Annotated in this window: 22 protein-coding genes; 12 read left to right on the top strand and 10 right to left on the bottom strand. The window is 42.8% G+C overall.

Features of this window, described 5'->3' with window-relative positions; all coding sequences use genetic code 11:
* Positions 1-484 precede the first annotated feature (484 nt).
* From thiI to pomA, 3 genes are all read right to left on the bottom strand, one after another.
* On the bottom strand, positions 485-1,933 hold the full coding sequence (thiI, locus tag L4D20_RS21125; RefSeq protein WP_428803573.1) for a tRNA uracil 4-sulfurtransferase ThiI: 1,449 nt from the start codon (positions 1,931-1,933) through the stop codon (positions 485-487).
* A 194-nt stretch (positions 1,934-2,127) separates the two neighbouring features.
* The gene (locus L4D20_RS21130) at positions 2,128-3,081 is read right to left on the bottom strand and encodes a flagellar motor protein MotB (protein WP_428803574.1); all 954 of its coding nucleotides are present in this window, start codon (positions 3,079-3,081) and stop codon (positions 2,128-2,130) included.
* Positions 3,082-3,091: 10 nt separating this feature from the next.
* Positions 3,092-3,856 carry a flagellar motor protein PomA gene (pomA, locus tag L4D20_RS21135; RefSeq protein WP_428803575.1) on the bottom strand — a complete coding sequence of 255 codons (765 nt, stop codon included), beginning with the start codon at positions 3,854-3,856 and terminating at the stop codon, positions 3,092-3,094.
* Between the two features lie 450 nt (positions 3,857-4,306).
* Here pomA and xseB point away from each other — a divergent pair, with 450 nt between their 5' ends.
* Genes xseB through dxs form a run of 3 tightly spaced genes read left to right on the top strand, consistent with a single transcriptional unit; the run spans position 4,307 to position 7,336 of the window.
* The gene (gene xseB / locus L4D20_RS21140) at positions 4,307-4,549 is read left to right on the top strand and encodes an exodeoxyribonuclease VII small subunit (protein WP_428803576.1); all 243 of its coding nucleotides are present in this window, start codon (positions 4,307-4,309) and stop codon (positions 4,547-4,549) included.
* A 15-nt stretch (positions 4,550-4,564) separates the two neighbouring features.
* On the top strand, positions 4,565-5,449 hold the full coding sequence (gene ispA / locus L4D20_RS21145; protein WP_428803577.1) for a (2E,6E)-farnesyl diphosphate synthase: 885 nt from the start codon (positions 4,565-4,567) through the stop codon (positions 5,447-5,449).
* A 21-nt stretch (positions 5,450-5,470) separates the two neighbouring features.
* Positions 5,471-7,336, top strand: coding sequence for a 1-deoxy-D-xylulose-5-phosphate synthase (dxs, locus tag L4D20_RS21150; protein ID WP_428803578.1), 1,866 nt, complete (start codon positions 5,471-5,473; stop codon positions 7,334-7,336).
* A gap of 82 nt (positions 7,337-7,418) precedes the next feature.
* Here dxs and L4D20_RS21155 read toward each other — a convergent pair whose 3' ends face one another.
* The 3 genes from L4D20_RS21155 to L4D20_RS21165 all read right to left on the bottom strand — a co-directional run bounded on the left by L4D20_RS21155 (position 7,419) and on the right by L4D20_RS21165 (position 9,606).
* Complete coding sequence (locus L4D20_RS21155) at positions 7,419-8,468, bottom strand: serine hydrolase domain-containing protein (protein WP_428803579.1); 1,050 nt, start codon at positions 8,466-8,468, stop codon at positions 7,419-7,421.
* Positions 8,469-8,569: 101 nt separating this feature from the next.
* The gene (truC, locus tag L4D20_RS21160) at positions 8,570-9,292 is read right to left on the bottom strand and encodes a tRNA pseudouridine(65) synthase TruC (RefSeq protein ID WP_428803580.1); all 723 of its coding nucleotides are present in this window, start codon (positions 9,290-9,292) and stop codon (positions 8,570-8,572) included.
* Positions 9,292-9,606 (bottom strand): YqcC family protein, encoded by a 315-nt coding sequence (locus tag L4D20_RS21165; protein ID WP_428803581.1) that lies wholly within the window; start codon positions 9,604-9,606, stop codon positions 9,292-9,294. The genes truC and L4D20_RS21165 overlap by 1 nt, the downstream gene beginning before the upstream one ends.
* A gap of 87 nt (positions 9,607-9,693) precedes the next feature.
* On the opposite strand from L4D20_RS21165, the gene L4D20_RS21170 reads away from it, so the two are divergent.
* Together L4D20_RS21170 and L4D20_RS21175 are read left to right on the top strand one after the other, a co-directional pair.
* Complete coding sequence (locus L4D20_RS21170; RefSeq protein WP_428803582.1) at positions 9,694-10,734, top strand: DUF3549 family protein; 1,041 nt, start codon at positions 9,694-9,696, stop codon at positions 10,732-10,734.
* A gap of 33 nt (positions 10,735-10,767) precedes the next feature.
* The gene (locus L4D20_RS21175) at positions 10,768-11,067 is read left to right on the top strand and encodes a DUF3301 domain-containing protein (protein ID WP_428803583.1); all 300 of its coding nucleotides are present in this window, start codon (positions 10,768-10,770) and stop codon (positions 11,065-11,067) included.
* On the opposite strand, the gene L4D20_RS21180 is transcribed toward L4D20_RS21175, so the two are convergent.
* Complete coding sequence (locus L4D20_RS21180) at positions 11,027-11,533, bottom strand: GNAT family N-acetyltransferase (protein ID WP_428803584.1); 507 nt, start codon at positions 11,531-11,533, stop codon at positions 11,027-11,029. The genes L4D20_RS21175 and L4D20_RS21180 overlap by 41 nt on opposite strands.
* A gap of 809 nt (positions 11,534-12,342) precedes the next feature.
* Here L4D20_RS21180 and L4D20_RS21185 point away from each other — a divergent pair.
* Positions 12,343-12,633 (top strand): hypothetical protein, encoded by a 291-nt coding sequence (locus L4D20_RS21185; protein WP_428803657.1) that lies wholly within the window; start codon positions 12,343-12,345, stop codon positions 12,631-12,633.
* Positions 12,634-12,649: 16 nt separating this feature from the next.
* A complete protein-coding gene (locus L4D20_RS21190) occupies positions 12,650-13,096 on the top strand; it encodes a YaiI/YqxD family protein (protein ID WP_428803658.1) in 447 nt (148 codons plus the stop codon).
* Positions 13,097-13,206: 110 nt separating this feature from the next.
* Here the strand turns inward: L4D20_RS21190 and L4D20_RS21195 are convergent, their stop codons facing one another.
* The gene (locus tag L4D20_RS21195) at positions 13,207-14,796 is read right to left on the bottom strand and encodes an AbgT family transporter (protein WP_428803585.1); all 1,590 of its coding nucleotides are present in this window, start codon (positions 14,794-14,796) and stop codon (positions 13,207-13,209) included.
* Between the two features lie 361 nt (positions 14,797-15,157).
* Here L4D20_RS21195 and tsaA point away from each other — a divergent pair, with 361 nt between their 5' ends.
* The 5 genes from tsaA (at position 15,158) to L4D20_RS21220 (ending at position 19,042) form a co-directional block, all read left to right on the top strand.
* Complete coding sequence (tsaA, locus tag L4D20_RS21200; RefSeq protein ID WP_428803586.1) at positions 15,158-15,853, top strand: tRNA (N6-threonylcarbamoyladenosine(37)-N6)-methyltransferase TrmO; 696 nt, start codon at positions 15,158-15,160, stop codon at positions 15,851-15,853.
* Between the two features lie 114 nt (positions 15,854-15,967).
* On the top strand, positions 15,968-17,683 hold the full coding sequence (locus L4D20_RS21205; protein ID WP_428803587.1) for a proline--tRNA ligase: 1,716 nt from the start codon (positions 15,968-15,970) through the stop codon (positions 17,681-17,683).
* Between the two features lie 180 nt (positions 17,684-17,863).
* Positions 17,864-18,538 carry a tellurite resistance TerB family protein gene (locus tag L4D20_RS21210; protein WP_428803588.1) on the top strand — a complete coding sequence of 225 codons (675 nt, stop codon included), beginning with the start codon at positions 17,864-17,866 and terminating at the stop codon, positions 18,536-18,538.
* Between the two features lie 106 nt (positions 18,539-18,644).
* Positions 18,645-18,851, top strand: coding sequence for a YaeP family protein (locus L4D20_RS21215; RefSeq protein ID WP_428803589.1), 207 nt, complete (start codon positions 18,645-18,647; stop codon positions 18,849-18,851).
* Positions 18,851-19,042 (top strand): DUF4250 domain-containing protein, encoded by a 192-nt coding sequence (locus L4D20_RS21220; protein WP_428803590.1) that lies wholly within the window; start codon positions 18,851-18,853, stop codon positions 19,040-19,042. The genes L4D20_RS21215 and L4D20_RS21220 overlap by 1 nt, the downstream gene beginning before the upstream one ends.
* An 89-nt stretch (positions 19,043-19,131) precedes the next feature.
* Here the strand turns inward: L4D20_RS21220 and L4D20_RS21225 are convergent, their stop codons facing one another.
* Together L4D20_RS21225 and L4D20_RS21230 are read right to left on the bottom strand one after the other, a co-directional pair.
* A complete protein-coding gene (locus L4D20_RS21225) occupies positions 19,132-19,440 on the bottom strand; it encodes a DUF3622 domain-containing protein (RefSeq protein ID WP_428803591.1) in 309 nt (102 codons plus the stop codon).
* A 184-nt stretch (positions 19,441-19,624) separates the two neighbouring features.
* Positions 19,625-21,151 carry a sensor domain-containing diguanylate cyclase gene (locus tag L4D20_RS21230; protein ID WP_428803592.1) on the bottom strand — a complete coding sequence of 509 codons (1,527 nt, stop codon included), beginning with the start codon at positions 21,149-21,151 and terminating at the stop codon, positions 19,625-19,627.
* Between the last annotated feature and the right edge of the window lie 7 nt (positions 21,152-21,158).

The raw sequence follows: 21,158 nt of genomic DNA on the forward strand, positions 1-21,158 counted from the left end.
CTCAATAATATGGATTAGTTTTTTTAATCTGAAACATTATAAATTGTCGATTGCTTAGCGGCCAGAGAAATTCTATATTTCATCCCGCAGCGCTAGCCTGAACGGCTTAATTCTCTCCAGAATTAATTGGTTAGTTGTTGCGATGTTGTGTTTGCAGACTCGATTTTCGAGTTAGGTAGATTTCTACCAATATTTTCCCTTGATATCCTAAAGGTAAAATCAACTTCCTGTATTTTTGACCTGTCTGTCAAATTATTTTGCACCGCCTTTATGGCGGTGTTTTTTTATCTATCCAATTCCACTCCCCCTCGACTTCCTCTCCTCTTTATTTTTCTTTTTCTTATCCTCGACCTTTTTATTCGCTTTCTTCCATCTTTTCACACAAACAGAAGATATAAAAAAACGCGAACCGTTTTCACGATTCACGTTCTTCATTGTCTTTCAAACGCCTTATGATTGACCCTATAGCCAATCAAACCAAAAGCTAAGGGCGATATACTTTAACGTTGTTAAAGCCTTGCTCTTGCAGGTATAGCGCTTGCAATCGGCTCATTACGCCTCGGTCACAATAAAGAAGGTACTCTTTATCTTGCGCCAAGTTGCCAAACTGTGTGCCTAGTTTGTAGAAAGGAATATGCTTCACTTCAACGCCATCAACCTCTAATGGATTACCGTCTTCTTCATCAGGGCTACGGATATCCAGTACGATTGCGTGACTATCAGCTTGCTGAACATGCTCAACTTCAGGGGCAGCTTCTTCACTCTCTTTTGCGATGTCACGAATATCCATCACACGAGCATTGGTCACCACGTCATCAAGAATAGCAAAATCAAACTTCGCTTCCTCTTTTTCTAGCTTCGCTTTTACCGCTTTAACGGTTGGCTTCTTAGAAATCACGCCACAGTATTCAGGCATTGTTTTCGCAAAGTCTTCAGTACCGATAGCGCGAGCAACATCAATGATGTCTTCTTTGTCCCAGTTAATCAAAGGGCGAAGAATCAAAGAATCTGTCACGTTATCAATATGACGAAGGTTCGTCAGCGTTTGGCTTGATACCTGACCCAGTGCTTCACCAGTTACCAGAGCTTGAATACCAAACTTCTCAGCAACTTGACCTGCTGCACGCATAAACATACGTTTTAGCACAACGCCCATCTGGCCATCGTCAACTTTTTCTAAAATCTCAGCAACAACAGGATCAAAGTCAACAGAGATGAATTTCACTTTTGCTGACGAGCCGTACTTGTTCCACAAAAAGTGAGCGACTTGCTTAACGCCAATCTCGTGCGCAGGACCACCTAGGTTAAAGAAACAGTAATGTACTTTAGAGCCACGTTTAATGTGCAGGTAACTTGAAACACCAGAATCAAATCCACCTGAAATAAGGCTTAACAAGTCTTCTTGAGTGCCTAGAGGGAAGCCACCTAAACCTTTATGACGTGATATAACTTGGTTTAGCTTCTCGTTAGCAATTTCAACTTTGACCGTTACTTCTGGTTTAGTCAGTTTTACTTTCGCACTCTCAACCGCTTGGTTTAGACCGCCGCCAACGTAACGCTCAAGTTCTATCGACGTAAAGTCATGCTTTCCACGGCGCTTCGCACGTACTGAAAAGGTCTTACCTTCGATATTAGGGCGATTTAACTCTAGCACTTGCTCGTAGATATCATGCAGGTCTTTAAACTCAGACTGCTGCACTTCAAGCGAGTGATGAATACCCGGAGTATGCGTCAGTACTTCAAGCGTCTCTTTATAAAACTGATCGCTTTGTGCGGTCACTTCAATGTGGTCACGACGGTTAAAAACTGCAACAGACTCAGTGCGACTTTGCAAAACGTTGCGAATATTGCATTCTAGAATCCTTGTGAAGCGCTTACGCACCGAATCACTTTTTACAAAAATCTCTGGATGGGGCTTAACAATAAATTTCATACTTCACTTCACAAGTTGAACGCTTTCGCAACGTGGTTACCCTCTTTCAAATCTTCAATTAAGAAGACGGATCGAATAACCGCTCTATAAGGGCGCAAGATTATACACGAGGTAACAGACATAAAAAAGGTGAGCATTACACTCACCTTTTCAAAGCTATTGCTTTAAGACAAATTAGTTAAATAAACCAAGTATTAAGGATCCTGTGGTGCCGATGGAACCTCATCACTGTAGAGAGGTTCACCTTGCATAATACTTATCTCTACACGTCGATTTCGAGAGCGTTGAGCTGCGGTATCATTGTCACCAAGTGGCGCTGTATCAGCCATTCCCCTTACTCTTAAGCGCTGATGAGAGAACCCACGTACTTTTTCCATCTCTTGAGCTACCGAAACAGCACGTTGTGATGAAAGATCCCAGTTAGAACGATACAGTTCAGAATCCAAACGCTGATCATCGGTATGGCCTGAGATACGCACGATTCCGGGAACATCTTTGACCAGTTCTGCAATTTGACGAACTAAAGGTCTAAACTTCGGTTGCAAGAAGGCAGAACCCTCAGGGAAAGCACCTTTTTCTCGAATCCGAATAACTATTTGCTGCCCAAGATTCTCAACTTCAATGGCCCCTTCTGCAATCTCTCGCTCTAAAGCTTTTTTAATCGCCTCTTCTAATATCTCTAGCTCTTTTGCTTGCGCCTGAGACTGTTGTTGCTGCTCTTGAGGATCGGTATTCTGATTATCTTTGGTCGATGTTTCCGGAGACTTACCACCAGTCTGCTTACCTTTATCTCGCTGATTACCACCCGCTCTGTCAGACTCGCCTTCATGAAACTCTAAGGTCTGCTGAGTAATATCAATGGTTTGCTGCATGATAACGTCAATGGGTGTTGGCTCTGGTCGCCCCGGTCTAAACTCCTGAGCGATGATACTGGTGCCTTTCGGGATATCTTTCACTTCTAGACGGTTTTGTACACCAAAAGCAAATTTCATCGAACCCGCAATTTGCTTAAATTTCAGTACATCCATCTCAGAAAATGAGAGCAGTAGTACAAAGAAACACATTAGTAGTGACATTAAATCAGCAAATGTTCCCATCCACAGGGGGAGCCCCGGTGGTGGACATTTACAGCTTTCTTCATCATCCATACTGCGTTCCTTACTCGTTATCTACATCAAGAGCACGTTTACCTTCATGAAGGTAGTTCTTGAGGTAACTGTCGATAACTCGTGGATTTTGACCATCTTGAATAGCAAGCACGCCATCCATAATTAAACGACGATTTAGCTTCTCTTGTTCACGCCTCATTGACAATTTATCAGCAATTGGGAAAAAAACCATGTTGGATAAAATCGCACCGTAGAGAGTAGTTAACAAGGCAACCGCCATCGCGGGTCCAATCGACTTAGGATCATCCATGTTTGAAAGCATCGCAACCAAGCCAACCAATGTACCGATCATTCCCATTGCTGGCGATACATCACCAAAAGCTCTAAAAACACTGGCACCAAAATCGTGTCGTTCATCGGTTAAGGCAATATCTTTTTGCAGCGCAGCGCGAACAACATCAGCATCGTGACCATCTACTAATAAGTCTATGCCCTTTTGCATAAAGCCATTAGTAATTTCCATCTCTTCTAGAGCAAGGAAGCCACCTTTACGAGCTGCATCTGCCATTTCAACCACTTTCGCAATCAAATCTTCTGGCTCGTCCGTTTTGAACATGAAAGCTTTACCGGCAATTTTCGCTGCACCGAAAAACTGTCCCACAGTGAACTTCATCAATACGACAAAGGTGGAGCCACCGACAACAATCAAAACCGAGGTGACATCGACGAACATCATGATGCTTCCACCAAGAATCATCGCCATGATGACAAAGGCAAAACCACCGATGAGTCCTAACAGCGTTGCTAAATCCACAAAGCACTCCTCATGCTATTTTCAGCGAATATGAGATTGATACCAATCCAACAATACACAATGCGACTGATCAAATTGATGTTATTTAAGAATAAGAGAAATTGGTATTATTTCGCCAGTTAAATTAGTTATCGGCCCGATCATAAGATCTTTAACTAAATTATTGGAATTCCTTTCAAAGTATTTCGCCACACAGATCAATATATCAAGGTGAAAACGATGCATTTTTATCACAACAGCCGTTAAATGTATCAATATTGCGTCACAGTATTTTACTCACTTGATCAACATAAGCTTTAATAAACACAGCATACTGTCATTTAGGTATAGGAAAGAGACCGTTTAAGCTCCACTTTTCTAACAATTTCTTTTGGTTAAATTTGACCATCACCACGCCCTAAGGTAACTTTCGTCCATATTTCCAAACTAGACAGCTAAACTAGACAGATTATGGCCAGCAAAAAACCTGAAAATATGTCGTTCGAAGCGACCATTGACGAACTCGATACCTTAGTTGATCAGTTAGAAAATGGCGATTTAGCCCTTGATGACGCTTTGAAGAAATTCGAGCGTGGGATTGCTTTAGCTCGTTCTGGCCAGACAAAATTAAGCGATGCTGAACAACGTGTCAGTATCTTGCTGCAAAATGACGACGAAGCACCACTTAGCTCGTTTGAGTCTCCATCGGAATAATAGTGAAGATCCGTTATGATTGAAGCGTTAACCGCTTATCAACAACAGAATAACCGCGTTCTAAACGCATGGTTAGATCGCTTGCCACACCAAAATCAGACACTCGTTGACGCCATGCGTTACGGGCTACTACTCGGTGGCAAACGCGCAAGACCATTTTTGGTTTACGCAACAGGGCAAATGCTCGGTTGTGCGCAAAACGAATTAGACACCCCAGCTGCGGCTATCGAATGTATTCACGCCTATTCATTGATTCACGATGATCTTCCTGCAATGGATGACGATGAACTACGTCGGGGGCAACTGACTTGCCACATTAAATTCGACGAAGCGACTGCTATTTTAACCGGAGATGCTCTGCAAACTCTGGCATTTTCTATTCTCGCTGAAGGTGAATTAGCGGCAGAAGCGGAAGTGATGCGAATCAAAATGGTTCAATCATTAGCTCAGGCGTCTGGCGCACAAGGCATGTGTATTGGGCAGTCTCTGGATTTAGAAGCAGAAAACCGACAAGTGACTCTAGAAGAACTTGAAGAAGTTCACCGTAATAAAACCGGTGCATTAATCAAATGTGCAGTCCGCTTAGGGGCATTAGCCGCTGGCAAAAAAGGTCTTCAGGTTCAGCCTCAGCTCGATAAATTCGCAGATGCTATTGGTCTTGCCTTCCAAGTTCAAGATGACATATTAGATGTTATTGGCGACACGGAAACACTTGGAAAACCACAAGGCTCTGACCAAGAATTAAATAAAAGCACCTATCCTTCTTTACTAGGATTAGACGGTGCGATAAATAAAGCTCACACTCTATTGAATGAAGCCCTTCAAGCACTCGAAGCGATTCCATACAATACAAAATCACTTGAAGAGTTCGCCCGATACGTCATCGAACGCAAGAACTAAACATAATAAGCACGCAATACTATGACTCTTGATATTTCAAAATATCCAACATTATCACTGGCAGATATGCCAGATGAACTACGTAGCCTTCCACGCGAAACACTGCCAAAGCTGTGTGATGAGCTTCGTACTTACCTATTGAACTCAGTGAGCCAATCTAGTGGCCATTTAGCATCAGGCCTTGGTACTGTTGAGTTAACGGTTGCATTGCACTATGTCTACAACACTCCATTTGATCAGCTGATCTGGGATGTTGGCCATCAAGCTTATCCGCATAAGATTCTTACCGGTCGTCGTGATCAGCTTTCAACTATCCGCCAAAAAGATGGACTACACCCATTCCCTTGGCGTGAAGAGAGTGAGTTTGACACCCTTTCAGTCGGTCACTCTTCGACCTCAATCAGTGCCGCCTTAGGGATGGCAATTAGTGCAGAAAAAGAGAATAAAGGCCGTAAAGTCGTTAGTGTTATTGGTGATGGTGCCATTACCGCAGGCATGGCCTTTGAAGCGATGAATCACGCAGGTGATGTTCATTCCGATATGCTTGTTGTACTAAATGACAATGAAATGTCGATCTCCGAGAACGTTGGCGCTCTTAATAACCATCTCGCTCAAGTTCTATCTGGTAGCCTTTACACCTCTATTCGTGAAGGTGGCAAGAAGGTGCTTTCTGGTGTTCCGCCAATCAAAGAGCTTGTTCGTCGTACTGAAGAACACCTAAAAGGAATGGTAGTTCCTGGCACGCTGTTTGAAGAGCTTGGCTTTAATTATATTGGCCCAGTTGATGGACATGACGTTAACGAGCTAATCAAAACACTGAAAAACATGCGTGGACTTAAAGGTCCGCAGTTCCTGCACATAATGACCAAAAAAGGCAAAGGCTATGAGCCTGCTGAAAAAGATCCTATTGGTTATCATGGTGTGCCTAAGTTCGACCCTAGTCACTCAAGCTTGCCTAAGAGCAACAGTTCAAAACCAACATTCTCTAAGATATTTGGTGATTTCCTGTGTGATATGGCCGCGCAAGACCCTAAATTGATGGCGATTACGCCAGCAATGAGAGAAGGTTCTGGCATGGTGCGCTTTGCTAAAGAGTATCCGGAACAGTTCTTTGACGTAGCCATCGCAGAGCAACATGCTGTAACTCTTGCGACAGGAATGGCGATTGCGGGTGATAAACCGATTGTGGCTATCTACTCCACATTCTTACAGCGTGGTTATGATCAACTGATTCACGATGTCGCAATCATGGATCTTCCAGTCATGTTTGCCATTGACCGTGCAGGACTCGTTGGGGCCGACGGTCAAACTCACCAAGGTGCGTTTGATTTAAGCTTTATGCGTTGTATCCCCAATATGACCATCATGACGCCAAGTGACGAAAATGAATGTCGTCAAATGCTATACACCGGTCATCAACATACGGGTCCAAGTGCTGTGCGCTACCCTCGTGGAAGCGGTATGGGGAGCGATATTCAATCTGAATTTACTACGCTTGAAATAGGCAAAGGCCGCATGCTTCGCCAAGGTGAGAAAGTCGCGATTCTAAACTTCGGAACTTTCCTACCTGAAGCGTTAGAAGCTGCAGGTAAACTCAACGCAACGGTTGCTGATATGCGTTTTGTAAAGCCTCTTGATGAAGCTTTGATCACCGAACTAGCAGCAAATCATGATGTGCTCGTTACTCTTGAAGAAAATGCTATTGCCGGTGGTGCCGGTGCTGGTGTAATTGAATACATGATGAGCGAGAAAATCATCAAGCCAGTATTAAACCTTGGTATTCCTGATAAGTTTATTCCACAGGGGTCACAGCAAGAACTCTATGCTGACCTTGGGTTAGATGCAGATGGCATTGAGAAATCGATCGGCAATTACTTAGAAAAGTAATTAGCACTGCTAGGCCAATTTGAAAACGGAGCTTTGTGCTTCGTTTTTTGTTTTATAGCCCTTTGGTTTCAGTAAAGAAGGGCTACAGTACCGACGCTAATTTAGATAAGTATTTCAATGTTGGGCCGCCCACATCATAATTCCCTCCAGTGGCAATAATCACTGATTTTTTAGATGGAATGATGATGACATATTGCTCTCCAATACCAATAGCGGCATAGGAATTAGGGATCAAACCAGGCTGCCAAAAGTGCATACCATAACTACTTGGATACAAGCCAAATACTGGCGATTCCACGCGGCTTATCCATTGATCAGAAAATATCGTATGACCATCCCACTTACCTTGATTTAGATATAACTGACCAAATTTCAATAAATCTCTAGACGTCAAACGAAGTCCCCAGTCCGCACCAGCAACATTACTGCCATGTTGGCTCATCCACTCATATTGTGTTATGCCCAGTGGATCAAACAGCTTTTTTTTCATTAATTTATTAAAAGCTTCCCCGTCATACACTCTCTCTACAATCCTAGATAACATCACTGTAGAAAAACCACTATAAGAAAACTTGCTACCGGGATCGAAAACTACATTAAGGTTAAACATCAATTGATCGAGGTCTTTTGCTAAATAGTGACGATTAAAATGATTAGCCGTTGTTTGGTAGCTTTCAGAAATGAGCTCATTCAGTGGAAACCCCGATGACATATTGAGTAAATCACCGATCGTAATCGTCATTTTTTTCTCAAGGTCTAACTCTTGGTACTCAGGATAAAATGAAAATGCAGCTTGATCTAATCCAGCTATCTTTCCTTCGTCGATGGCAATAAAAATCAGCGTAGCGACAAACGATTTCGTCACTGAATGGAGATTATGAAGTTCATCAACGCCAACCTTTAGCGCCGGCGTTTTATAGTCACGCTCTCTGCCCGGTGCAGTTCTATATAGCTCAACCAGTGTCTGACCGTCTTGCCAAATTATCAAGCTATGAAGATTATTGGCTTTATTCGCATCAAGATCCTCCACTACATGTTGAAATGGTTCGGATAGAGACTCAATGTGAATATCTGCGGGTTCACAGCCGGAAAGAAAAAGAACAAAAATCAGATAGAGATAAGTTTTTCGCATGTGCTTAACCCCTTATTTTTCATGAGTTAAACACAAATATTATGGCTTCTTGTGGCAGAATGATTAGCTTGCGATCAGTGGCGCACTTTTATACAGAGAATTTATCTTCCAACTTCCCAACCAAACTTAGACATCAGCCCTTGCCAAGTTTCATCAAATCTCGCTTTGAGCACTAACTCTTTTTTAGTAAATGGGTGAATAAAGCTCAATTCAGAAGCGTGCAGCATCAATTGATAGGCATCGTAGTTTTCTCTAAACAGTCGATTGTGTTTCCCATCACCATGGCTCGTGTCACCGACAATAGGGTGCCTCAGGTGCGCCATATGACGACGTAACTGATGTTTACGCCCTGTCTGTGGTTTCATTTCCATTAAGCAGTAACGACTCGTCGGGAACTTCCCAGTAGAAAACGGAACTTCCACTTTCGCGATTGGCTGATATGCAGTAACCGCCTCTTGAGGCTCTTTGTCTTTGGCTGCAAATTTATCGGCTATTTTATCAAGCTCAACTTTAAGCGGATAATCTAAAACGCCACCTTCTTCTATCCAACCACGAACGATAGCGTGATAAGTCTTTTCCATCTCATGATTAGCAAACATCGGCATCACTTGCGAAGCCACTTCACTTGATAGGGCAAAAACAAGAACACCAGAAGTCGGTCGGTCTAATCGGTGCAGCGGGAATACATGCTGACCAATTTGATCGCGCAATGTTTGCATCACAAACTGTGTTTCGTGTTTATCTAGCCAGCTTCTGTGCACCAACATTCCCGCGGGCTTATTAACCGCAACCAAATACTCATCTTGAAAGATTATCTCTAACATTACTGGCACACCTTATCTATTTTTTGTGTCACTCGAATAATGGCTTGAAATTGTGGTTTGTCTTGCCACGCTTGCTCAAAGTAAGGCGCAATGGAAAAGCCCTTTGGCAATGGACTACCTTTCTGCATCAGCATTTTTATTTTAGGGATAAAAATCCACTGTAACCACTGCTCAGGTTCAAGTGTATCTAAGGCGAAAGGTTGCTGGCTTTCTAACGCTGTTTGACTCGGCATTTCACCTTGCCAAAGCTGTTTTTCCGAAAGCTCTCGCTGTAACTCGTCAAGCAACAGAAGAAGTTGTGCAGATTGGGTCATTAATCACTCTGAATTTTACGTTGGGACCTTGAAATTACGCGCTAGGATACCATGTAATAAGCAAAGAAACTTAAGGTCAATTTTTCCATGGAACTTATTCATACACTTACCGAGCTACTTGAAAATAGTGGCTGCGAATACAAGATTTTTGATCTAGGTCGCCGAATCAAAACAATAGAGAACACGACTTTCTCTCGTGTAGAAAAAGGGCAACAACCCTACCCTTACCCACTACAACGAAAAGCACATTTAGCGATCGCGTATTGGAATGAAAAGCAACAACCGTGGATCTGGTTTTTAAAATTTGAACTCGATGAACGAGGACTGCTCAAGCAAGCCGAAATCGGTAATTTCTTAAAGTTTGTATTAGAGGCTATGGGTTCTAGAATCAGCCAAGATATGAGTGAAGAACAACAAGAGAAGCTTGCAAATAATCCATATACCTATAAGCCAAGTGAAGACAAAATGGCGGTATTTAATAGTCAGATTCGCTCTGATTTGGATCTTGCTAGTAGCCAGTATTATGAGCACGCTCAGCACTACTTCACCGGTGATCTAGGTTGGGACAACTGGCAGACTGTTGGGCTTCAAGGCATCACCGATCTTTGTGCCCGTCTCGGTCACTCACAAAATGCAATCATGGTTCGTAAGGCTTTGCGTCATCTACCCAATGAACCGCTTTACGCTCTACTAGGCGCACTTGAGCACACAGATATATCAGACAAACTTGCAACGCACATTGTCGATCTAACGACAAAGCAACTTGAGAAAGATGAGCCCGACCTGTTTTTACTCTCTGCTCTATGCCGAGCACTATCAGGCGCAGATCGTTCCATTTCATTACCCGTGGTTGAATCGGTTTTAGCAAGCCCTCGCTTAAGCCATCAAGAAGTTCTGATCGGTATTGCGGGTCGCTCATGGCATTTACTGGCTGAACCAAAAGTCGCTGAGCTGTTTTTACTTAGACTGGCACAGACGGGTAATCAGGATCTGTTTAATCAACTATTTTCAGACTTAGTCATGCTACCGGAACTGCGTCTAGTGATCTTGCCGCTGTTACACTCAAACCCATCAAAAGAATTGGCTAACGCGCTGCTTCTATTACAAAAATCAGCTCGTTCGTCATGATTTTGATTGATTAGCTCTGCGAAAGGATAGCGTATGATTGGTGATTTGATGGCTATTGTCGGCCTAAGTTTAGTTTGCTTCATTTTTTGGCAGCAACGAAGACAGGGCGAACTAGCGAAAGCGGCAATTGAGAGAAAATGCAAACAGCTCGATTTACAGTTAGTGTCTGTCGCTTTAGGTCAACATAAGGTTAGAACACCTAAAGGAGATTGGCGTTGGTATACTGTCTATCACTTTGAGTTTTCATCACTCGGAGACGATTGTTACCAAGGAGAGTTAATGATGAGTGGCTTTAGGCCAATGAACTTTCACCTGCCACCACATCGGCTGTAATCTCATACTCATAATATGGCCCATGAAAGTCTTGGTTTTCTCCTGTACGTTGGAAACCAAGCTTTTCGAGTAACTTGATCGAAGCGGTATGATGAGTATTGGCGGTTGCTATCACTTTTTTCAGGGATAACTCTCTATACGCTTTAGGAATAAACGCCTTTAAAGCCTCACTTGCCAATCCCTTTCCCCAATACGCCTTATCTAAAATAAAACCTAACTCAGGTGTTGTGTCTAATTGAGAAATAAAGATATGGCCGATGTATTCGCGATTGTAATTATCTAAAACCGCCATACAGTACATAGACGAATCATTTAAAACTCTTTCAAATAACTCTCTTGCGGATGAAACAGTATGTGGACCGTTCATTTCCGCGCGATTCTTCACACAGCAATTCAACATCAGAAATTCTGACTGCAAAGATTCGCTGTAGGGAAGTAACATTAATCGTCGAGTTACTATGGTCATATCTATTCCTTGATAACGACTATTCGAGGTGTTCGTGTAACGCCATATTTGAAGAAGCGAAAAATAAACCAACTACCAATAGGGAGCATTGATCTAGGTTTGTTTTTAGCATTGTTATTGAGTTTTCTGTCAAAGGAAAGAGCCTATCTGCAAAAAAGAAAAACCCCGACACTTGCGTATCGGGGTTATAGTCTTACTCGCAGCAGTCCGGCTACTCGTTAGTGCTCCATGCATCATCCATAATAGTGGCTGAATCCATCAGCATTTCCATACGTCGCCGTCCTAGCGGTGTCCTAATCATCCTGATCGCTAACTATCCTCGTCAGCACTCATCACTTGTTCCTTGAGCGGTGTCCTTTGCATCATCCTGATGCTGTCCTAGCCTCTTCCTAGAGGTGTCCATTGTCGTTCCTTCGCAGTTACCATCCTAGTAACTGTTGTATCCGTACAATGTCCTTCGCTTCCTGCTGACCGCTATCCTAGCCGTCACATCTTCATCCTGAAGATAACCAAGTCCTTGGTTGTATCCTATTCCGTGTCAAACTCCTTCCGACAAGTTCTAATTTACGCGATTTCTGTTTTTAGACAATATATCCAAATATTAATTATTTTTTCCTTCACGATAAATAAAATAGACTCACTGTAAAATCAACAACTTAAATATAACACATCGCATATATGCAGAGTCAAAATGCTGTTATCTCACGCGCTTTGTAAGAGATCTCTCACATGGCAGCGCCTATTTTGAGATTCGCCAAAATTCAGAATAAAAAGTATGATGCCCGCAGAGAGTTAGGAAGGAGAAAATGATGTTAACTCAAAATGTCACCGATGAGCTGACCAAGGTTTTATCGAGCCTTGCTCATGAAGGAAAAGAACCGACTGTTGCGTTAGTCAAAGCACGCCTGAGTACTTCAGTCCCTATGCCTGCGCTGATCACCGCGATTAAAAGCTGGAAAGCGTCGAATCGAGTACCAAAGGTCGAAGTCGCAACTGCCGCCACTTCAGATCAAGATAAAATAACAAATCTAGAGCAGCAAGTTTCACAACTTCTCAAGCGTGTTGAATCTTTAGAAGCTAAATTAAACGAGCTAAATTAAACGAGAAAGAATAATGATGAAGATTTGGGTTGATGCCGATGCGTGTCCAAAAGTGATCCGCGAAACTATCGTACGCGCCGCAGAACGAACCGGTGTTGAGTGTACTTTTGTTGCCAACCACGTAGTGCCCGTACCTAAGCGTGCCAATATACACTCTATTCAAGTGCCAGCAGGCTTCGATATTGCTGATAATGAAATTGTGCGTCGAACCAACGCTGGGGACTTAGTCATTACCTCTGACATCCCGCTTGCCGATGAAGTGATCACTAAAGGTGCTTTAGCACTGAATACTCGTGGTGAACTCTATACGACGGAGACCATCAAAGCTCGCCTAAATATGCGTGATTTTATGGATACACTGCGTTCAAGCGGTGTTCAGACAGGCGGACCTGCGACACTATCTCAAACAGACCGACGCGAGTTTGCGAATCACTTAGACCGTATTCTAGCTAAACGACGCTAATCCTTTGCTCAAACATCTACTTATATAAACTAGATGCCATTAGCATTAATTAGAAAGCATAAAAAAACCTGCGAAATTCGCAGGTTTTTTATTTATATCTTAATCATGGACTATGGCGTGTAGTAAGTCGCAGCGCCAGGGCCAACAGGTAGACCAAGTAGGAACACCCATACGTAGAACATGAAGCTCCAACCAACCATGAAGACTACCGAGTAAGGCAGCATGGTTGAGATAAGCGTACCGATACCTAGGTTCTTCATGTAGCGAGTTGCAACAGCAAGAATTAGACCGAAGTAGCTCATCATTGGAGTAATGATGTTCGTTGTTGAGTCACCGATACGGTAAGCCGCTTGAATTGTCTCAGGCGCGTAACCAACCAGCATTAACATTGGAACAAAGATAGGTGCTGTTACTGCCCACTGTGCAGAAGCAGAACCAATCATTAGGTTAATGAAGCCACACATTAGGATAAATGCGAAGAACAGCATTGGACCTGTTAGGCCGATGTTCTGTAGGAAGCTTGCACCACCAACCGCGAATACCTGACCGAAATTTGTCCAGCTAAAGAATGCAACGAACTGAGCTGCGAAGAATACAAGAACGATGTATAGACCCATTGAAGACATTGACTTAGCCATTGCATCAATAACGTCACGGTCGTTCTTCATTGTTCCAACAATTCTACCGTAAACAAAACCCGGAATAGCAAAGAAGACAAAGATGAAAGCTACGATGCTTCTTAGGAATGGAGAACCTGCAATTTCACCAGTTACTGGGTGACGTAAAATGCCATCAGCAGGAACAACTGTCCAAGCGAGTACCGCACTTACTAATAGAACAGCAACACCTGCAAACTTAAGACCTTTCTTTTCAATGTCTGTTAGTTTACCAACTGAATCGTTAGATAAGTCTTCTGCTGCTTCTTCTTCGTTGTATTTACCCAGTTTAGGCTCAACAATTTTCTCAGTAACAAATGCACCCGCAATTGTAATAAAGAAAGTAGAAACAAACATGAAGTACCAGTTCGCCTCAGGACCTACAGAGTAGCTAGGATCTAGCATCTGTGCCGCTGTCTCTGTAATACCCGACAGTAGAGGATCGACCGTACCGATAAGAAGGTTAGCTGAGTAACCACCAGATACGCCTGCAAACGCTGCTGCAAGACCAGCTAGAGGGTGACGACCTAACGAGTGGAACATCATCGCGGCTAAAGGAATAAGAACAACGTAACCAAGCTCAGATGCTGTATTTGAAATGATACCAGCGAATACGATAGCTACCGTTACCATACGCTTCGAAGCGCCCATTACCATACCGCGCATAGCAGCAGATAGAAGACCAGAGTGCTCAGCAATAGCAACACCTAGTAGCGCAACAAGTACCGTACCTAGTGGAGCAAAGCCAACAAAGTTACTAACTAAGCTAGTGACGATGCGCTGTAATCCTTCAGCATTCAATAAACTTACGACATGAATCATACCATCAGCAGCACGACCGCTTGCGCCTTCAGGGCGAGGGTCTATTACTGACACTTCAAAATAGCCGGCAATACCTGACGTAACGAGAATCGCTACACAGAAAATAGCAAAAAGAGTAATAGGATGAGGTAATAGATTCCCCAAGTATTCTACGGCATCAAGAAAGCGCGTAAAGATCGGCTTTTTTGGTGAGTTTTGTTTAATCGAAGCAGATGAACTCATCTGTCCCTCCATTGTGTTTGCTTGTAATTTATAGTTTGTTTTTGTTTCCTGACCTTACGCTGTCAATACGCAGGGATTCAGCACATTACTTTACAGATTGTAAAAACTGAAGCTCAACATGTAACAAAAAATATCAAAAGCCAGCCCTATTAACTATAAATTAACACCAACACAGAGTTTATAACTAAAAAATCACAATGAATTATCTAAAAAAAGGTAATTAACACTCAGAGAGCCCACTCTAACTGCTTATTCTTGGTGGATTTTTGTTAAACTGCCATCACATCAATAAACCTGAAGCATTAGGCGTTCATATAAAATTCAATTGAATGACTAAAAAGACAAAGTTGTGAGGTCACGCGTGTATTCTATTGATCCTATCGGTGTTATTCAGACGCCTTATAACGAAAAATTTGCTGTACCAAGACAACCAAGGCTAGTACCGAGCGCAACGTCTCGCATAAAGCTTCTTAACGACGCTAACTGCATGGAATCTGTTCGTGGGCTTAGCGACTTTAGCCACCTATGGTTACTTTTTCTCTTTGATAAAAATCTCGCTGCTGGTTGGAAACCTACCGTTCGACCACCTCGATTAGGTGGCAATGAACGTATTGGCGTCTTCGCCTCTCGCTCAACCTTTCGCCCCAATGGAATCGGTATGTCGGCAGTATCCATACGCGGTGTTGTTCAAGAAGGTAATCAAGTCTATATCGACCTAGGCGGAGTCGATCTTGTTGACGGAACCCCCATCGTCGATATCAAACCTTATATCCCCTATTCTGACGCTATTACTGAGGCAACTGGTAGTTATGCAGAACAAGAGCCTGAGACTGTAGCAGTAATATTCAGCTCAAAGGCTCAAGCAGCACTGTTAGTACTCGAAGACTCAGAGATGAAAACAGCGGTCATCGAGCAAGTGCTGTCACAAGATCCTCGCCCTGCCTACAAAAAGAAAAAGCCTGATAATAAAGAATACGCCGTCAATCTATTCGACTTAAATGTGAAATTCACCGTTTCGGCTAACTTAGTGACCGTTACTGCAATAGAAGACTTTTGACAAACTCGTTTGGCTGCTATTATTGCTGGCTAACACTTTTTCCAATGTCACCATAAAGCACGTAATTAGCGAGCTTTATGCAAAGGCATTCAACTAAGATGAACGGATATAATAATGCGCACCAGTAACTATCTTCTTGCCACTCTGAAAGAGACCCCAAACGACGCAGAAGTCATTAGCCACCAGCTGATGCTACGTGCAGGTATGGTCCGTAAACTTGCTTCAGGTCTATACACGTGGCTACCTACTGGTCTACGTGTACTACGTAAAGTTGAAAACATCGTTCGCCAAGAGATCGATAACGCAGGTGCTGTTGAAACTTTGATGCCCGTTGTTCAACCCTTTGAACTTTGGGAAGAGACTGGCCGTGCTGAAAAGATGGGCGCAGAACTGCTTCGCTTCACTGATCGCCATGAGCGTCCGTTTATCCTAAGCCCAACAGCTGAAGAAGTGATCACTAGCCTTGTACGTAACGAAGTGAACTCTTACAAGCAGCTTCCATTAAACTTGTACCAAATCCAAACTAAATTCCGTGACGAAAGACGCCCTCGTTTTGGTGTGATGCGTGCCCGTGAATTCTCGATGATGGATGCATACAGCTTCGACATCGACAAAGAAGGTCTACAGAACTCTTACGACGCAATGCATGATGCATACTGTAAAGCATTCGACCGCATGGGCCTTAATTACCGCCCAGTTCTAGCGGATACTGGTGCCATCGGTGGTAGTGCTTCACACGAATTCCACGTATTAGCTGAAAGCGGTGAAGATCTGATCGCATTCTCTTCTGAGTCAGATTACGCTGCTAACATCGAAAAAGCTGAAGCTTTGGCACCAACGACTGAACTTGCTGCACCAACTCAAGAGATGGAACTGGTCGATACGCCAAATGCAAAAACGATTGCAGAACTAGTTGAACAACACGGCTTAGCGATTGAAAAAACAGTGAAAACGCTTTTTGTTAAAGCTTCAGACGACGTTGATGCTGATATCATTGCGCTGATTATCCGTGGCGACCACGAACTTAACGAAGTGAAAGCGGAGAACCTTAAAGAGGTTGCCGCTCCACTTGAGATGGCAACGGAAGAAGAAATTCGTGCGTTAATCGGTGCTGGTCCAGGTTCGCTTGGTCCTGTTGGTCTTGAACTGCCATTCATCGTAGATCGCACAGTTGCGGTAATGAGTGACTTCGGGGCTGGTGCAAACGTTGACGGTAAACATAACTTCGGTATTAACTGGGGACGTGACGTAGAACTTGGTCAAGTAGAAGACCTACGTAACGTTATTGAAGGCGATCTGAGCCCATGTGGCCAAGGCACGCTTCAGCTAAAACGTGGTATCGAAGTAGGTCACATCTTCCAACTGGGTACAAACTACTCAGAGAAGATGAACTGTAACGTTCTTGGTCCTAACGGTAAGAGTGCAACTCTAGAGATGGGTTGTTACGGTATCGGTGTATCACGTGTTGTTGCTTCAGCAATTGAGCAAAACCATGATAAGTTCGGCATCATCTGGCCAGAAGCTATCGCACCATTCCAAGTGGCTATTGTTCCAATGAACATGCACAAATCTGAGCGCGTTAAAGAAGCAGCTGAAAAGTTATACGATGAACTAACGGCTATGGGTATTGAAGTTCTTTTCGATGATCGCAAAGAGCGTCCGGGCGTTATGTTCAAAGATATCGAACTTGTGGGCATTCCACACACGATCGTTATCGGTGATCGCAGCATGGATGAAGGCAACTTCGAATATAAAAACCGTCGTGCTGGAGAGAAATCAGCAATCCCAATGACGGACATTGTAGAGCATGTAAAATCACAGCTTAAGTAAGTAACGACTTAAATAAGCAACGGTTACCTAGCTTTAAAGGGTTGGCAATATGCCAGCCCTTTTTGTTTTTCGATTATCCAAAAGCTCATCCTAAAAAATCTCACTTATTAATTTTTAAAATATTAATCCTGTGTTCATTCATACCACTTTAGACTTCAGCTATATCTACTGGAGGTATTTATGAATCTAACTAGTCTTCTCAATCAAGCGCTTAAATCTGACATCCTTAAACAGGGTTCAACAAAGTTAGCCAAACACGCATCAGGTCTTAGCTCAATGAGCTCAAATAACAGTAAGCTAAAAACGTTAGGAGCTGGAGCCGTTGGCGGCGGTTTAATTGGTGCTCTCATGGGATCAAAAAAAGCACGTAAAATGGGTACTAAAGTTGCCGTCGTTGGCGGTGCAGCGGCCTTAGGAACTTTGGCATACAAGGTTTACAATGATTGGCAAGCTAAGCAACCAACAAACTCCCCTAGTAACGCTCCATCATCGACGTTTGATGAAACGGATAGCAGCCACCAAACCCTCATTCTTAAAGCCATGATAGCTGCAGCAAAATCTGACGGACACGTTGACGAACAAGAAATGCAGCGTATAGAGCAAGCCGTCGCAGAAATGGGCGCTGATAGCTCAGTACAACAATTGATTCACCAAGAATTGAATAAACCACTCGACCCAAGTGACATCGCACAACTTGCAAATTCGCCACAACAAGCAAGCGAGATTTACCTAGCTTCGCTACTCATTGTTGATGAGCAGAACTTTATGGAAAAGAGTTATTTGCAAGAGTTGAGTAAGCAACTAAACCTCGATCCTGAGGTGACTTATCAATTAGAGCAGCAGGTACAAGGTTAACTTTCAACCAGACACTGACACACCTTGCGCTAAAACAAACTCATGCTTTGTTTTTGCTTTAGCCAGTGTGTATATTGAGAGCAGCTATCATTTATAGGAAATTAACATGCAAGTATACGGTTGCTGTGACTTAGTTCGTGAACTTTACGCTCAAATTGGCAGTGGAGATCAAGGATACATACCAAAGGCTATTTCGTGTGCAGTTAAAGCGCTTAATGACATTGCAGCAGATGAAACGTTATCGAAAGATACACGAGAAAAAGCAGCGTTTGCAGCAGCAAATCTTTTGATTTCGGATTTTGAGGACAAGTAATGAATCTTTCAAATTTTGAAACGATGGACCCGATTATGCTTATGAGCATCGTCAATATGAAGCTTCGTGATGAATTTGGTGGTGACCTTGATAAACTGGCGGTCTATTTCGAAATTGATAAAACAGCATTGGAAGCTAAGTTAGCCACTGCTGGGTTTGATTTCTTACCTGATGCAGGTCAGTTTCGTTAATTCAACTTATGACCTTCTAAAAGCTAGTTACCTCTTAAAAGCAAAAAACCGCCAATTCAATAGGCGGTTTTTTCATTTCAAAAGAGTCGTTACTCTTCTTCTGCGTCTTCAGCAGCAAGGCGAGCTTCTCTGCGTTGCTCTGCTTCACGTGCAGCTGCGGCTTCGCGTTCTTCACGCTCTTGTCGCTGCTTCCCTTTACGCTCGTTACGCTCAGCTTGATTTTTCACAAAACCAGCTAGCTCTTTTTCAGCCCAAGCTTGTGCTTCAGCTTCTGTTTCAAAGCCTAGTTCACGCTTTGATACTACAACTTTACGAGATGTTACTTGGCGCGTAATTTCAGCAGCCCAGCCAGTACGCTTTTCAACTAAGCGGATAGCAAATTTTTTATTTGAAGCCATTTTCGTATTCCTAAGGGATTAATCAGGGATTGCCCAACGCTAAGAATTCTATCTATATTGAGCGCGTTTAAAACCATCCCTTGGTAAGCGCGGTATTAGAGCACAAATGCATTCAATTTTCCGCTGTTTTATCTATTCATTTTCATCAAAACATAACTCAAATGGTCATGAACTCACTAAATACCTAGCTTCCTTCTATTACACTGGTGCCATTGCGTCCATTATCCTTCACTTTATATAGTTCAAGATCGGCTTTATGGACCAAGCTTTGATACGTTTCTTTAGAGCCTCTTACACAATGTACCCCGCCTACACTCACCGTTAACGTTTCAGCCACTTTTGAATGTTCATGTAATATGCCCAATGTTCTCATATTATTATGAACCTGCTTCGCTATAGCTTGACTATCAAATGGTGTCGATGCAGCGATCACTAAGCAAAACTCTTCACCACCAAATCGTGCTAACACCTGATTCTCTATAAGGATAGACTTGTCTAATTTCTTTGCTACCCGCTCTAAGGCTTGGTCACCGGCTAAGTGTCCATAATGGTCGTTATATGGCTTAAAGTAGTCGATATCGATCATAAAAAGCGTTAAATGAGCGATCTTAGGATCATCTACCCACCTTGTGGTTAATTTTTCCAGTAAACGTTTATTGGCGAGTCCCGTTAAAAAGTCATGTTCAGATTGCCACTTTAATTCGTTCCGGTTTGCATCTAGTTCATGAATTAGACGATTAATTGTATTGGAAAACTGCTTCATCTCTTTCGAAACAAATTGGTTCTCTTCTGGCAAGGCTTTACCTTGCTGTGCAAATTCAATAAAGGCTTTTCGGGCTTGATTGATCGGTTCTGTTAACTTGTGAACCAGTAGTGTATTCATAAAAAACAGCGTGAATGCGAAACCAACGACAACACTCAATTCATCTGCTTCTATAAACTTCGGCCTTACTATGCTGTGCGTTATCTGAATGTTGATATTTAAAAGAGAGATCGGATCCAAATAATTAAGGTAGCTCTCAGCTGAAGTTCCATGTTCATGATGAATAATAGGTATTGTTTTTAATGTTTTGATAGAAACACTTAGCCCGGTTGTTTTCTCTACAAGCTCTAAATAGTCGGGCTCTAGTGGGCTTACAAATATAACGAAGCCATTGTCGCACTCAAGTGCTTCACTATTGCAGATCCGAGATAATGAGTAGATGTACGCATGCGTTTCAAACGCAATAAGCCCGGTAATTGCATTAAGCTCCTCTGTGGAGCTTTCTTCAGCCTTGCGCAGCAATCTATTAAAGTAACTTGGAAGTTCACTTCCCACCACCACTTCTTTTTCTTGAATATGATCATAACGCTTTGAATAGACTGATTCCTTCTCCTTATTAAAAACAAACACACCTTCCAAACCCATAGATACAAGCGTATGAATATTGAGATCATCTTGTCGAAACTCGTCATTACCGTCACTAGCAAATTGCGCCATAGAATCCCATGCAGCATAGTCGGAAAGCTTCCCTTCCAAGTCGTCTTTAGCGAGATCCAACATCGTATTGACCTGTTGAAGCTCTCTTTCATGAATATTCTCTACCTGCTCTAACGCCTTGTCATAAGACCATAAGAACTTAAAAGCGAAATAAGCGCATAGAAACATCACAACAATTAGAAAGGACATAAAACCTGAGAGAGTTCTCATACTCCAGTTGGAAACGGACATTATGACG

The sequence above is a fragment of the Vibrio kyushuensis genome (assembly GCF_050337325.1).
GTDB lineage: Bacteria > Pseudomonadota > Gammaproteobacteria > Enterobacterales > Vibrionaceae > Vibrio > Vibrio kyushuensis.

Excerpts from the sequence above, each read along its gene's own strand:
- thiI (WP_428803573.1), bottom strand. The coding sequence starts at position 1,933 with ATGAAATTTATTGTTAAGCCCCATCCAGAGATTTTTGTAAAAAGTGAT.
- L4D20_RS21130 (WP_428803574.1), bottom strand. The coding sequence starts at position 3,081 with ATGGATGATGAAGAAAGCTGTAAATGTCCACCACCGGGGCTCCCCCTG.
- xseB (WP_428803576.1), top strand. The coding sequence starts at position 4,307 with ATGGCCAGCAAAAAACCTGAAAATATGTCGTTCGAAGCGACCATTGAC.
- ispA (WP_428803577.1), top strand. The coding sequence starts at position 4,565 with ATGATTGAAGCGTTAACCGCTTATCAACAACAGAATAACCGCGTTCTA.
- dxs (WP_428803578.1), top strand. The coding sequence starts at position 5,471 with ATGACTCTTGATATTTCAAAATATCCAACATTATCACTGGCAGATATG.
- L4D20_RS21155 (WP_428803579.1), bottom strand. The coding sequence starts at position 8,468 with ATGCGAAAAACTTATCTCTATCTGATTTTTGTTCTTTTTCTTTCCGGC.
- truC (WP_428803580.1), bottom strand. The coding sequence starts at position 9,292 with ATGTTAGAGATAATCTTTCAAGATGAGTATTTGGTTGCGGTTAATAAG.
- L4D20_RS21165 (WP_428803581.1), bottom strand. The coding sequence starts at position 9,606 with ATGACCCAATCTGCACAACTTCTTCTGTTGCTTGACGAGTTACAGCGA.
- L4D20_RS21170 (WP_428803582.1), top strand. The coding sequence starts at position 9,694 with ATGGAACTTATTCATACACTTACCGAGCTACTTGAAAATAGTGGCTGC.
- L4D20_RS21175 (WP_428803583.1), top strand. The coding sequence starts at position 10,768 with ATGATTGGTGATTTGATGGCTATTGTCGGCCTAAGTTTAGTTTGCTTC.
- L4D20_RS21180 (WP_428803584.1), bottom strand. The coding sequence starts at position 11,533 with ATGACCATAGTAACTCGACGATTAATGTTACTTCCCTACAGCGAATCT.
- L4D20_RS21185 (WP_428803657.1), top strand. The coding sequence starts at position 12,343 with ATGTTAACTCAAAATGTCACCGATGAGCTGACCAAGGTTTTATCGAGC.
- L4D20_RS21190 (WP_428803658.1), top strand. The coding sequence starts at position 12,650 with ATGAAGATTTGGGTTGATGCCGATGCGTGTCCAAAAGTGATCCGCGAA.
- L4D20_RS21195 (WP_428803585.1), bottom strand. The coding sequence starts at position 14,796 with ATGAGTTCATCTGCTTCGATTAAACAAAACTCACCAAAAAAGCCGATC.
- L4D20_RS21205 (WP_428803587.1), top strand. The coding sequence starts at position 15,968 with ATGCGCACCAGTAACTATCTTCTTGCCACTCTGAAAGAGACCCCAAAC.
- L4D20_RS21210 (WP_428803588.1), top strand. The coding sequence starts at position 17,864 with ATGAATCTAACTAGTCTTCTCAATCAAGCGCTTAAATCTGACATCCTT.
- L4D20_RS21215 (WP_428803589.1), top strand. The coding sequence starts at position 18,645 with ATGCAAGTATACGGTTGCTGTGACTTAGTTCGTGAACTTTACGCTCAA.
- L4D20_RS21220 (WP_428803590.1), top strand. The coding sequence starts at position 18,851 with ATGAATCTTTCAAATTTTGAAACGATGGACCCGATTATGCTTATGAGC.
- L4D20_RS21225 (WP_428803591.1), bottom strand. The coding sequence starts at position 19,440 with ATGGCTTCAAATAAAAAATTTGCTATCCGCTTAGTTGAAAAGCGTACT.
- L4D20_RS21230 (WP_428803592.1), bottom strand. The coding sequence starts at position 21,151 with ATGTCCGTTTCCAACTGGAGTATGAGAACTCTCTCAGGTTTTATGTCC.